12 protein-coding genes and 1 pseudogene are annotated in these 12,729 nt (G+C 32.1%); all 13 read left to right on the top strand.

Annotation, left to right across the window (positions count from 1 at the left end; all coding sequences use genetic code 11):
* Positions 1-22 precede the first annotated feature (22 nt).
* On the top strand, positions 23-1,120 hold the full coding sequence (buk, locus tag DFR54_RS09295; protein WP_114289981.1) for a butyrate kinase: 1,098 nt from the start codon (positions 23-25) through the stop codon (positions 1,118-1,120).
* A gap of 7 nt (positions 1,121-1,127) precedes the next feature.
* Positions 1,128-2,507, top strand: coding sequence for an aldehyde dehydrogenase family protein (locus DFR54_RS09300; protein ID WP_114289982.1), 1,380 nt, complete (start codon positions 1,128-1,130; stop codon positions 2,505-2,507).
* 25 nt (positions 2,508-2,532) lie between these two features.
* On the top strand, positions 2,533-3,429 hold the full coding sequence (locus tag DFR54_RS09305; RefSeq protein ID WP_114289983.1) for a phosphate acyltransferase: 897 nt from the start codon (positions 2,533-2,535) through the stop codon (positions 3,427-3,429).
* Between the two features lie 146 nt (positions 3,430-3,575).
* Complete coding sequence (locus DFR54_RS09310) at positions 3,576-4,340, top strand: DeoR/GlpR family DNA-binding transcription regulator (RefSeq protein ID WP_170126950.1); 765 nt, start codon at positions 3,576-3,578, stop codon at positions 4,338-4,340.
* Between the two features lie 259 nt (positions 4,341-4,599).
* The gene (locus tag DFR54_RS09315) at positions 4,600-6,648 is read left to right on the top strand and encodes a BglG family transcription antiterminator (RefSeq protein ID WP_114289985.1); all 2,049 of its coding nucleotides are present in this window, start codon (positions 4,600-4,602) and stop codon (positions 6,646-6,648) included.
* A gap of 15 nt (positions 6,649-6,663) precedes the next feature.
* A complete protein-coding gene (locus DFR54_RS09320; RefSeq protein WP_114289986.1) occupies positions 6,664-7,122 on the top strand; it encodes a PTS sugar transporter subunit IIA in 459 nt (152 codons plus the stop codon).
* Between the two features lie 18 nt (positions 7,123-7,140).
* Complete coding sequence (locus DFR54_RS09325; protein ID WP_114289987.1) at positions 7,141-7,422, top strand: PTS sugar transporter subunit IIB; 282 nt, start codon at positions 7,141-7,143, stop codon at positions 7,420-7,422.
* Between the two features lie 22 nt (positions 7,423-7,444).
* Entirely contained in the window at positions 7,445-8,716 is a 1,272-nt protein-coding gene (locus DFR54_RS09330; RefSeq protein WP_086342262.1) for a PTS galactitol transporter subunit IIC, read from the top strand.
* 18 nt (positions 8,717-8,734) lie between these two features.
* A complete protein-coding gene (locus tag DFR54_RS09335) occupies positions 8,735-9,787 on the top strand; it encodes a zinc-binding dehydrogenase (protein WP_114289988.1) in 1,053 nt (350 codons plus the stop codon).
* Between the two features lie 69 nt (positions 9,788-9,856).
* Positions 9,857-10,300: a ribose 5-phosphate isomerase B gene (rpiB, locus tag DFR54_RS09340; protein WP_114289989.1), complete on the top strand. Its 444-nt coding sequence runs from the start codon at positions 9,857-9,859 to the stop codon at positions 10,298-10,300.
* The gene (locus tag DFR54_RS09345; RefSeq protein ID WP_114289990.1) at positions 10,301-10,978 is read left to right on the top strand and encodes a ribulose-phosphate 3-epimerase; all 678 of its coding nucleotides are present in this window, start codon (positions 10,301-10,303) and stop codon (positions 10,976-10,978) included. It abuts the gene before it with no gap.
* Between the two features lies 1 nt (position 10,979).
* Positions 10,980-11,651: pseudogene (locus tag DFR54_RS13390) on the top strand (transaldolase family protein).
* On the top strand, positions 11,652-12,719 hold the full coding sequence (locus DFR54_RS09355) for a galactitol-1-phosphate 5-dehydrogenase (RefSeq protein WP_086342267.1): 1,068 nt from the start codon (positions 11,652-11,654) through the stop codon (positions 12,717-12,719).
* Positions 12,720-12,729: the final 10 nt, after the last annotated feature.

The raw sequence follows: 12,729 nt of genomic DNA on the forward strand, positions 1-12,729 counted from the left end.
GATTAATTAAAGAGGTGTTTTTTTGGAAAAAATATTAGTAATAAATTTGGGCGGAACTTCCTCTAAAGTAGCCATTTATTTTGATGAAAACTTATATGAAAAAAAAACAATTAGCCATGAAAAAGAAGAATTAGCTGATTTGTTTACAAATAAGGAACAAATAGATTACCGGACAAAAATGATAAATAATTGGTTAAGAGAAATAGATTTTGATGCTAAAGAATTGACAGCAATTGGTGTCCGAGGTGGTAATTTACCTAGTGAACTGTCTAAAAGTGGTGGAACATATTTTATTGATTCGTATTTACAATCCTTAATTTTAGCGAATTATGATGACGACGGTCAGTTTTACCATGGTGTCGTAATCGGTGTGCCAATTGCTTTGAATTTAAGAAATGGTAATGAAAAAATAGGGATTTATGTGACGGATCCACCGACTGTTAATGAATTAGAGCCTGTTGCGAAAATAGCAGGTCATCCTGATTTTGAGAGAATACCTGTATTCCATGCTCTTAATCAAAGAGCTGTAGCTAGACGAGTGGCTAAAGAGATGAACAAAACTTATGAAGAAACGCGTTTAATTGTTGTACATCTAGGAGCTGGTATCTCAGTAGGTGTTCACTGCGGAGGAAGAGTTATTGATGTTAACAATGTTACTCGTGGAGACGGACCAATGGCACCAAATAGAGCTGGTCAGCTACCAATGAGCCAGTTAATCGAGGCTGTTTATAAAGGAAATTGTACTTTAGAAGAGGCACAATTAAAATTGCGTTTAGGTGGTGGCGTGAGAGCTTACCTGGGAACAGATGATATGCGAAAAGTTGAAGAGATGATTTTATCAGGGGACGAGTACGCTAAGTTAATATGGGAGGCCCTAGTTTATCAAGTAGCAAAAGAAATCGGTTCTTGTTTCACTGTTCTTGATGGTGAGGTGGATGCTATTTGTTACACTGGTGGAATGGCTTTTTCAGATAAATTGATAACAGCGCTTAACAAAAAGGTAGATAAATTAGCTCCAATTAAGCATTATCCAGGAGAATTTGAAAATGAAGGATTGGCTTTAGGTGCTCTACGTGTCATTCGTGGAGACGAACAGGCTGTTCAAATTGAAAAGGAGTAAGTAAAATATGGTTGAGATGACTAATCAAGAAGTAATAAAAGATTTGGTAGCAACATCAAAAAAAGCTCAGCTTCAAATAGAAGATTATTCTCAAGCAGAGATTGATCAATGTGTAAAAGTGATTGGAAAAGCAATCTATGATCATGCAGAAGTGCTAGCAACAGAAGCACATAATGAAACAGGATTTGGAAATATTCCAAGTAAAATTAATAAACATACTGGTATTACCACGGTTATGTGGGATTACCTGAAGAATCAAAAATCTGTAGGTGTTATTGAGGAAGATCCAATTAATCAGGTGGTAACTTTAGCTAAGCCTATGGGAGTTGTAGCTAGTGTCACACCGAGTACTAACCCTACTTCAACAGCTATTCATAATGCAATGATTGCTCTAAAAAGTAGAAATTCAATTATTATTGCGCCACATCCAAAAGCTAAAAATTGTACTTTGCACGCAGTAGAAATTATGCAAGATGCTTTAGAGAAAGTAGGTGCTCCAAGAGAGTTGATTTTAACCATTCAAAATCCAAGTTTAGAAATGACAAATGCTTTAATGGAAGAAGCTGATGTTGTTGTTGCTACAGGTGGTTTTGGTATGGTTAAATCAGCTTATTCAAGTGGCCGTCCATCATTTGGTGTAGGGCAAGGTAATGTGCAATCGTTTATTGATACAACAGCAGATGTTGATTTTGCAACAGAAACAATTATTACAAACCGTTCAGCAGATCTAGGTTTACCCTGTACAGGCGAACAAACAGTTTATATTCCAAGGCATCTAGAAAAAGAAGTCTTAACTTCATTTGAAAAAAATGGGGCTTATGTATTGACTGACGAGGAAGTTATTAAAAAATTAAGACAAAAAGTATTCGTTAATAATCATCAAAATTTAGAATTAACAGGCAAAAAACCATCAGATGCTGTTAAAATTATGGAATTAGGAATCGATGTACCAGAAGAAACAAGACTATTAGTTGTAAAAGTTAATCAACATGGTGAAGAAGAAGTACTAGCTAAAGAAATACTATGGCCTATTTTGAGATTTAGATTATATGATAATTTTGATGAAGCGCTAGAATGGGGTAGAATTAATTTATTAATGGAGGGTGCTGGGCATACATCTACTATTTATTCCGCAACAGATGAAAATATTGTTAAGGCTGGAGACAGATTACCTGTTGGCCGTGTAGTGGTTAATCAAGGTGGAGGCGCAGGTTCTGGAGCAAGATTTAATAATGGATTAGATCCAACCATTTCTTTAGGGTGTGGTTCGTGGGGAAATAACTCTATTTCAGAAAACTTGACTCATCGCCATTTAATGAATGTTACAAAAGTATCTAAGGTAATAACAGATGCTAAAATTCCAACACCAGAGGAGATTTGGGCATAGAAACTATTGAAAAAGAGGTGTGTTCATGTATCGAAATTTAGATGAAGTGTTTCAACTTGCTAAAACAAAAGGAAGAAAAAGAATAGCCATAGCAGCAGCTCATGATGCTGAAACTATTAAGGCTGCCATTATGGGATATGATGAGCAATTGTTTACACCGATTTTGATAGGCGAAAAAGAAAGAATAGAAACTATTATACAAGGGCTAGATAGAAATATCTCTGAATTTGAAATCATTGATAGTCAGGATAATAACGAATCAGCTCAAACAGCAGTTTCTTTCGTGAAGGATAAAAAGGCTGATTTACTAATGAAAGGTCATCTTGAGACAGCAGAAATGATTCGTGCAGTTGTAAAAAAAGAAACAGGGATTGCTATTAAAGAAACAATATCCCATATTAATTTAATGGAAATTGAAAAATACGATAAATTGGTCATTATGACAGATGTCGCAATTTCTATAAATCCGACTTTAGAACAAAAAAAGGATATTTTAGAAAATGCAGTTAGTGTTTTTCATGCGCTTGGTTATGAAAAACCAAAAGTTGCAGCAGTTTGTGCCATTGAAAAAATAAATCTTAAAATGCCTGAAACTGTTGAGGCTAAGGAATTAAAAGATTTAAATGAAGCAGGAATCATCAAAAATTGTATTGTTGAAGGGCCAATTTCATTTGATATTGCAATTGACAAGGGACGTGCAACAAGAAAACACTTTGAAGGTAAGATTCAAGGAGACGCAGATATCTTGTTAATGCCTAATCTACTCGCTGGCAATCTTTTATCAAAAGGTATAAGTATTTTTGGAGAAGCTAAAGCAGTAGGTTTTGTTATGGGGGCGGAGGTTCCTATTGTCTTAACCTCAAGAGGTGCTTTAGCAAAAGCAAAATATCAATCGATGTTAGCTTGTCTTGCAATAGTGTAATGAATGAAAAGGTTAACTTATTAAAAGTTAGCCTTTTTAGTCTTTGGAAGTTTATTTTGCCCAAAGGTGAATAAAATAGTGGTACAATAAATATGAATTTGGAAGAAGTGACGTTAAAAATAAGATAAAAAGAAAGTGGAATGTGTATGATACCAAAAGAGAGGCAAGAATTTATAAAATCAACTATCTTACAAACTAAGTCAGTTCAAGTTGCTAAACTTGCAATAGAACTAGATGTAAGTGAAGAAACAATTCGTCGTGATTTATCCGATTTAGAACAAGAAGGCATTATAAAAAAAGTTCACGGTGGGGCAATTCTTGCTAATCGTGTACAGGCAAAAGTAGATAATACTGTCTTAAAAAATATTTTTGTAGAGAATAAAAAACAAATTGCCCTTCAAGCAGCTAAATTAATTAACCAAGGGGATAGTATTTTTTTAGATTCTTCAACCACATCTTTAGCTCTATGTGAAGAAATCAAAGAGATGGATATAACTGTATTGACTAATTCAATTGATATTGCTTATAGTTTATCTTCAAAAGATTCGAAAGTAACTTTACTTTGCGCAGGAGGTAGATTATTAAAGTCTCGTGGTTGTTTTGTAGGTAGTCAAACACAAAAATTCTTAGAGCATTATTCTTTTGATAAAGTATTTTTTTCGTGTAAATCTCTAGACTTAACAACAGGTGTAACAGATTCAGATGATGCTGAGGCGGAAATAAAAAAAGTGGCATTAAATAATAGTCGTAAACGAATACTTTTAGCCGATCATTCTAAATTTGGCCGTGTCTCATTTGCTAAAATTTGCCCACTAAGTGATTTAACAACTTTAATTACCGATCAAGGAATGGATCCAATTTGGTTAGATGTACTAAGTAATTCAGATGTTGAATTTATGTTTCCTCAATAAAAATATTCACAGTTGAAGAATAACTAAGTTGTAGTATATAATAAATAAACTATAGGTTAAAAAAACACCGTAAGTCATTGCGGTGTTTTTTTTCTTTCTATATAAGGAGATTTTTTAGTCGATTATTACGCTGATAGAAATTTAATAAAAGGAACAATAAGACCAATTGTGTGAAATATTGAAACATAGAATTGGTATGAAAGCGTGTTCATCTGTGAAAAAATCAGTGCTATGATTAATACATAAGGGGGATAAGTAAATGAGAATCAGCGAACGTTCAAAGATTATCGTGAATGAAATCATAAAAAATAAGAGTATAACAATGGAAGAACTTTCTAAAAAAATCAATTTAACAAGAAGACAAATTGAATACTCTTTGGATTTAGCTAATGACTATTTAAAGGAAATTGATCACCCTGAAATAGAACGAAAGAAAGGAGTATATGTTGTTGATGATTCAGTAAAAAAACTTTTTAATACAAATTATTCCCAAAATTTAAAGGAAGTTTATGTTTCTGAATCAATTGATAGAGCTTATTTTTTATTTTTGATGTTAGTAACTAGAGATGATGATTTTTCAATTAATTATTTTATTGATGAATTTAAAGTAAGTAAAAACACAGTTGTTAACGATTTAAAGAAAACAAGAGAAATCTTAGAAAAAAATAATTTAGATTTAGAATATTCAAGAAAAACAGGCTATCAAATAGTAGGTGATGAATGGGATATTCGAAATATGATTATTATAGCAATTAATCATGTCATGAATCACTTCCCAAACCAAGAATACTTAAAACATTTTATGGATATATCTGAGGAAGAATGGCTTTCTATTAATCATGGAATTGCAGAAATAGAAGAATCTTTATCAACAAAATTTGTTGATCCAATTATTAATCATTTACCATACATATTCTTTGGAATTATAGCAAGAATTGAATTAGGTAATGAAATTAGTGGTGTTTTCTTTATTGACTACGAGGAACTATCTGACACTTTGGAATTTAAATTAGTTCAACATTTACTTGGCGAAAAAGAAGTAGGGGAAGAGGAACAAACATATTTAACTATACATCTTCTCTCTACAAGAGTTAGTTTAGTAGATAAATCTAGACCAAAAGATTTACCAGAACTAAAAGTTGCTTTAGAGGAGTTTGTTGATGAATTTGAAAAAAATGGTTTTACCAAGATTATTAATAAAGATGAGTTAATCAACAAATTATTTACTCATTTAAAACCAGCTTATTACCGTATTAAATATGATTTAACAACAGATTATCAGATGATTCCAAAGATAGACAGTGATTTTAAATACATAAAAATATTAGTTAAAAAATCACTAGAGCCATTATTAAAATTTTTAAATACGGATATTTCTGAAATAGAAATATCACTTATATCCATCATAATTGGTGGACACTTTATTGAACATCAACAATTAAATGCTCAATTTAGGGCGATAATTGTTTGTCAAAATGGTTTAGCATTTTCAAATTTATTAAAAAAATCTCTTATTGACGGGTTTTCAGATTTTTTCTTTTATGAACCTATGTCTATTCAAGAGTATAACCAGTTCGAAGAAGAGTATGATGTTGTTTTTACAGCTTGTTTTTTAGAAACGAGCAGCTTGAGTTTTTACTTACCTGAAATTCCAACTAAAAAAGAATTGATTAGGTTAAGGACAAATGTCTTAGCTGTATTATACAAAATAGATAATACTGATGTATCAATCGATGATGTAATTGATATAGCAGTAAGTAATGCCAGTCAAGTTGATGTATTTGAAATGAAGAAAGAGTTGGTAGCGTTATTGACACCAACAGTTGTTGCACCAAAAGAAGAAGCTAAAGTAAAAGGTAAAAAGAGCTTGGAAGATTTACTTGCCGTTAAGTTTATTAAAAAAATCTCAAAAGAGATGGACTGGATAACAATTATTAATGAAGTTAGTAAACCTTTATTAAGAGAAAGATTAATTGATCAAGGATACATTAATAATGTTTTAAATGATCACAGAGAACTAACTTCTTCGATCGTTTTAAGACAACGAATTGCTATACCGCATTCTTCACCAACAGAAGGCTCTAAATTGGGAATGAGCATGCTTATTTTAGATAAACCATTTTTTTATAATGAAACAGAATCAGTAAGAATTATTGTTATGATTTCTTCACCAGACAAACAATCTCATTTTAAAAGTCTATTACAACTTTTGGAATTATCTGAAAGTAATGAATTATACGAATTTGTATTAAATAATTCTGAGCAAGAGATTCAAGAAAAACTATTAACATATGAATTTAAAAATTAGGGAAGGGTGACTTTAATGAATAGATTGTTTGAAGAGCAATTAGTTTTTATTAATGAAACATTTGAAAGTACAGATTCTTTTTTTGAAACAATAGGACAAAAAAGTATAGATTTAGATTTTTCAAAAGAAACTTTTATTAAAAAATTAAAAGAAAGAGAAATTGAATTTCCAACAGGACTACAACTAGATAAGTATGGTGTTGCGATTCCTCATACAGATCCAGATTGTATAAATGAAGAATTTATCTCAGTGGTAACACTAGAAAAACCTGTAATTTTCAGATCTATGGCTAATAAAGATGATGAGGTTGAGGTAAGTGTTGTTTTTATATTAGGTTTAAAAACAGCTAAAAATCAACTTCATGTCTTACAAACATTAATGTCTGTTATTCAAAATGAAGAATTAATGAATGAATTAATGGAAGCTACTGATAAAAAAGAATTGATTAGTATCTTAGAAAAAATTGAAAAATAAAATAGAAAAGAGGAAATAATGATGAAAAAGAGAGTTTTAGTAGCATGTGGAGCAGGAATTGCAACATCGACAATTGTTAATCAAAGAATTGAGGATTTATTAGCAAATAATGGAATTGATGCTGATTTAAAACAAATTAAAATTGTAGAAGCTAAAGGGTTAGAAGGAGAAGCTGATTTAATTGTTTCTACAACAATTGCACCAACAACTTATTCAATCCCAATTGTTATCGCAACATCATATATTACAGGAATCGGTATGGAAGCTGTTGATCAACAAATTTTAGACGCATTAAAATAATTAAAAGAAAAGAGGAGTTTACATGGACGCATTATTGAACGGAATTCAGTATGTATTAGGCTTAGGACCAACTGTTATTTTGCCAATTGCAATTTTCTTCATTGGATTATTTTTTAGAATTAAGCCAAGTAAGGCATTGAAATCAGCAGTTACAGTGGGGATTGGTTTTGTAGGTATTAACTTAGTAATCGGTTTGCTTTCTGATAACTTAGGTGTGGCGGCTCAAGAAATGGTTGAACGTTTCGGTCTACAACTAAGTGTAGTTGATGCTGGTTGGCCCTCAGCAGCAGCAGCGGCATGGGCTTCACCAGTAGCAGCAATTTTAATCCCAATTATTATTGCAGTTAACTTATTTATGATTTATATCAAAGCAACTAAAACGTTAAATATCGACATTTGGAATTTCCACCACTTTATGGCAGTTGGTGCTGTTGGATATATTGTAACAGGAAATATTTTCTGGGCAATTTTTGTTGCAATCTGTATGGAAGTTATTGTTTTAATTGTTGCAGACTACTTTGCACCAACAGTTCAAGAATTTTATGGATTACCAGGTATTTCATTTACAACAGGATCGACTGTAGCTTACGGTATTTTAGGTGTTCCTATTGCATGGGTAATTAGCAAAATTCCAGTTATCAAAGATATTGAGGTTTCACCAGAAACTATTCAAAAAAGATTTGGTGTGTTTGGAGAACCGATGATGATGGGTATTGTAATGGGGATTGCCATGGGATTTTTAGCAGGTTATGACCCAGGTAAAGCAGTTCAATTAGGTATCTCATTAGGAGCAGTAATGTTATTAATGCCTAGAATGGTGAAAATTTTAATGGAAGGTCTTATCCCAATTTCTGAAGGAGCACGTACATATTTACAAGAAAAATACAAAGATCGTGACCTTTATTTAGGGTTAGATGCAGCACTGGCTATTGGACATCCTGCTAATATTTCAGCAGGGCTAATCTTAGTACCTATTACATTACTTTTAGCTGTTATTATTCCAGGAAATAAAGTACTACCTTTTGGTGACTTAGCAACTATTCCTTTCTATACAGCCTACATTGTAGCATCAAGAAAAGGTAATATTTTGCACTCAGTTATTGCAGGTACAATTGTAATCGCTTTAGCCTTATTAATGGCAACTAACTTTGCTCCGGTTCATACAGAAATGATGCAGGGGTTAGATCAATTCTCAACTTTAGGAAGTCAGTTAAGTTCATTAGATACAGGTGGTGCTTCACTGAAATGGTTATTCTTAAAACTTTCTCAACTAGTAGCACCATTATTTAACTAATAATTGGAGGCATTATTAATGAAAGGCTTGGTAAAAGAAAAAGAAGGCTATGGCAATATGAATTATCGCCTTGTTGATAACCCAGAAGTATCTGGAGATTTAGTAAAAATAAAAGTAGCATATACAGGCATTTGTGGCTCAGACATTCATACTTATAAGTGGGAATATAAAAATTCTAAAACACCAGTAACTTTAGGTCATGAATTTTCAGGAATTGTTTCAGAAGTTGGACCAAAAGTTACTAAAGTAAAGGTCGGAGATCGTGTGACTAGTGAAACAACTTTTACAACTTGTGGCACATGCCAATACTGTTTATCAAAAGACTATAATTTATGTTCAAATCGTTTAGGTATTGGAACACAGGCAAATGGTAGCATGACAGATTATGTACTAACAAGAGAAGAATCTTGTCATGTATTACCTGAGAATGTTAGCTATAAAGAGGCTGCATTAACTGAACCATTAGCATGTTGTGTTCATGCGGCTCTTGAGAAGACAACTATTAGTGAAAATGATGTTGTACTAGTTATTGGGCCTGGTCCAATTGGTTTGTTACTTGCTCAAGTTGCTAAAGCTCAAGGTGCAACAGTTGCTTTAGTGGGAATTACAAAAGATAAACATCGTTTAGATTTAGGTATTCAATTAGGTATTGATTACATAGTCGATACACAAGAGAGTGATTTAGCTGAATTTACAAGTAAATTTAATGACGGAGAAGGTATGAATCTTGTTTTTGACTGTTCAGGTGTGATACATGCGGTTAATCAAGCTTTACCGTTAATCGTGAAAAAAGGTCAAATGATTCAAGTGGGACTATTTGCCAAAAAAATGAATGAGATGGATCAAGAGTCAATTATTCAAAGAGAAGTTGAGTACATTGGTAGTCGATCTCAAAAGCCTAGTTCATGGGGAAAATCATTAAAATTATTATCAGATAAAAAAATTGATGCTGAAAAAATGATTACTAAAGTATACCCCTTAAATGAATGGGAAACAGCTTTTAATGCTGTCATGTCAGGCAATGAAATAAAAGTATTGTTAGAATCAAACCTTGATTGGAATAAGGAATAAATTTAAAACAATCAAGTGATTTCACTTGATTGTTTTATTCTATCTATAACAGCAGAAAGGAAGTTAAATATGATAATAGCAATAGCATCTGATCATGCAGGTTATGAGTTAAAAGAATTAATTAAAGATAGTATTGATAAAGAGTTACATCAAGTGATTGATTGCGGAGTAGATGAAGGATATATGAAAGTTTCTCATTATCCTTATGCGAAAAAACTTTGTTTATCAATTGTTAAAGAAGAAACAGACTTAGGTATTTTGATTTGTGGAACAGGGGTTGGAATGTCTATGGCAGCTAATAGATATGAAGGTATTAGAGCAGCTTTAGTTAGTGATACATACACTGCAATAAAATCTAAACAACATAATCACTGTAACGTACTTTGTTTAGGATCAAGAGTACTGGGTGTGGAATTAGCAAAAACAATTGCTGATGTCTGGATTAATGCAAAACCATTAAAAGAATATGAAGCAAATGCGTTAGCTATTGATGATGGAATAGGAGTTGTCTAAGTGGAAAAAATAGTTGCATCAATTATGTGTGCGGATCAATTAAATCTAGCAAAAGAACTAGAGAATCTGTCGATAGCAGGAATAGAGTGGCTTCATTGTGATGTTATGGATGGTCAATTTGTTAATAATCTAGCTATGGCTCCTTATGTACTAAAACCAATTATTGATACAAAAAAATTTAAAACTGATATTCATTTAGCTTGTAAAAATCCAGAAATTTATATTGAGATGTTTACAAATCTTCAACCAGACTATATAACCTTTCATATTGAAGTTGCGGATGATGTTGATAAATTAATCAATCAAATTAAGCGAGCTAATATCGGTGTTGGTATAGCAATAAGTCCATCAACAAAAATTGAAGAATTAGTTCCTTACTTAGAAAAAATTGATTTGGTTTTAGTGATGACAGTAGAACCTGGTTTTGCTGGACAATCTTTCAATTGGTCTGTTTTAGAAAAATTAAAACAATTGAATTCTTTAATAGAAAAAAATGGAGTGAATCCATTGATTGAAGTTGATGGAAATATTAATAAAGAAACTATTAGTCATATTAGCCCAATCGGAGCTAATTTATATGTTGTTGGGACATCAGCTTTATTTAATGATAAAGAAGGAACCTATGAAGAGAAAGTTAGAGAGGCAAAGAGTTCTTTTAGAGAGGATGGGAAAGAATAAGATGTATATTGATTCAGCAAATGAAAAAGAGATAGTAGAAGCTTTTGAGTACGGAATAATCAAAGGCGTAACGACCAATCCAACGATTCTTTTAAAAGAGAAAAAAGAGCGATTAAAACAGATTGAATCTATCTTGAGAATAAATAATACGACTTTATTTGTTCAAATTTTAGGTGATACTTCTAAAGAAATGATGAATGATGTATTGTTCATTTTAAATAACTTTTCTAAAGATAATCTTATTTTAAAAATTCCCATTACTTTAGAAGGATTAAAAGTAATAAAATAACTAAGAAATGAAAAAAAAGAAGTAAAAATTTTAGGAACAGCAATTTACTCTGCTAATCAAGGAATTGCAGCTGGAATAGCTGGAGTAGATTTTGTAGCACCATATGTTAATCGAATGTTAGTAAATAGTATAGATGCTTATTTAGAAATAAGTAAGATGAAAGAATATTTTTCTAACCATGAAATTAATTGTCAAATAATGGGTGCTAGTTTTAAAAATGCTAATCAAGTAAGTGAAGCTCTTATTAGTGGTGCCGACACTGTAACAGTTCCCTTAGATATCTTGAAGCAATTTGCTTCCAATGACTTAGCGATTCATGCTGTGGAAGTCTTTAATCAACATGGAAAAGAGTTAAATAATATAAACGGGATGGGGAATGAGTAGATGGAATCATTAAAATTATATGGAAAAAGCGACCTCAGATTTGAAGAAGCTGAGAAACCTATTATTCGTAAAGCAAATGAAGTTATTGTAGAAGTTAAAGCTGTTGGGATTTGTGGCTCTGATTTATCACGTTATAAAAAATTAGGACCTTATATTCCAGGGATGATCTGGGGACATGAATTTTCAGGAATTATATCCGAAATTGGAGAAGATGTTAAAGAGGTTAAAGTAGGAGATCGAGTAGCGACTTGTCCAGCCTTAGTTTGCGAGGATTTAGAGGTAGAGGAATGTTACTATTGTAAAAAATCAGAATATGCCCGTTGTTTAAATTTAACAGTTGTTGGAGCGAAACATCCTGGTGGTTTTGCAGAATATGTAGCTTTGCCAGAGAAAAATGTTTTAAAACTTCCGGATTCTGTGGATTTTGAATCAGCAGCTATGATTGAACCTTCGGCTGTAGTAGCTCATGGTCTTTTTAAGTCAAATGCTAAAGCAGGTGATGATTTAGTTGTAGTAGGATGTGGCAATATTGGATTACTGACAATCAAATGGGCTCAAGTTATGGGATTTGATAAAATAATAGCCCTAGATATTAATGATGCAGCTTTAAAAAGTGCTAAAGAAACTGGTGCAACTCATACAATTAATACGCTAAAAGTTGATCCTTTAGAGGAATTAGCAGCGATTACAAATCATTTAGGAGCTCAATGTGTAGTTGAATCAGCAGGTTCTCCTATTACTTCAGCACAAGTATTTGCCTATGCTAAAAAAGGCGGGGATGTCATTTTTATGGGAATACCATATGCAGATGTTAATATAGAAAGATTTTATTTTGAACAAATTGTAAGAAAAGAACTAAACGTTATTGGTTCTTGGAATGCTATCTCTGCTCCGTTTCCTGGAGATGAATGGAGTGCGACGATTAAGGCTCTGTCTTCTGGAAAAATTGAATTTAAATCTATGATTAGTCATAGACTATCTTTATCTGATGGACCTTCTATTTTTGAAGAAATTACAAACAATCGAGATAAAAACTTTGGAAAAGTAATGTTTTACCCAAATGCTTAAATAGGAGGAA

It is taken from the genome of Vagococcus fluvialis (assembly GCF_003337315.1).
In the GTDB taxonomy this organism is placed as follows: domain Bacteria; phylum Bacillota; class Bacilli; order Lactobacillales; family Vagococcaceae; genus Vagococcus; species Vagococcus fluvialis.

Coding starts and splice junctions, on each gene's coding strand:
- DFR54_RS09300 (WP_114289982.1), top strand. CDS start 1,128: ATGGTTGAGATGACTAATCAAGAAGTAATAAAAGATTTGGTAGCAACA.
- DFR54_RS09305 (WP_114289983.1), top strand. CDS start 2,533: ATGTATCGAAATTTAGATGAAGTGTTTCAACTTGCTAAAACAAAAGGA.
- DFR54_RS09310 (WP_170126950.1), top strand. CDS start 3,576: ATGATACCAAAAGAGAGGCAAGAATTTATAAAATCAACTATCTTACAA.
- DFR54_RS09315 (WP_114289985.1), top strand. CDS start 4,600: ATGAGAATCAGCGAACGTTCAAAGATTATCGTGAATGAAATCATAAAA.
- DFR54_RS09320 (WP_114289986.1), top strand. CDS start 6,664: ATGAATAGATTGTTTGAAGAGCAATTAGTTTTTATTAATGAAACATTT.
- DFR54_RS09325 (WP_114289987.1), top strand. CDS start 7,141: ATGATGAAAAAGAGAGTTTTAGTAGCATGTGGAGCAGGAATTGCAACA.
- DFR54_RS09330 (WP_086342262.1), top strand. CDS start 7,445: ATGGACGCATTATTGAACGGAATTCAGTATGTATTAGGCTTAGGACCA.
- DFR54_RS09335 (WP_114289988.1), top strand. CDS start 8,735: ATGAAAGGCTTGGTAAAAGAAAAAGAAGGCTATGGCAATATGAATTAT.
- rpiB (WP_114289989.1), top strand. CDS start 9,857: ATGATAATAGCAATAGCATCTGATCATGCAGGTTATGAGTTAAAAGAA.
- DFR54_RS09355 (WP_086342267.1), top strand. CDS start 11,652: ATGGAATCATTAAAATTATATGGAAAAAGCGACCTCAGATTTGAAGAA.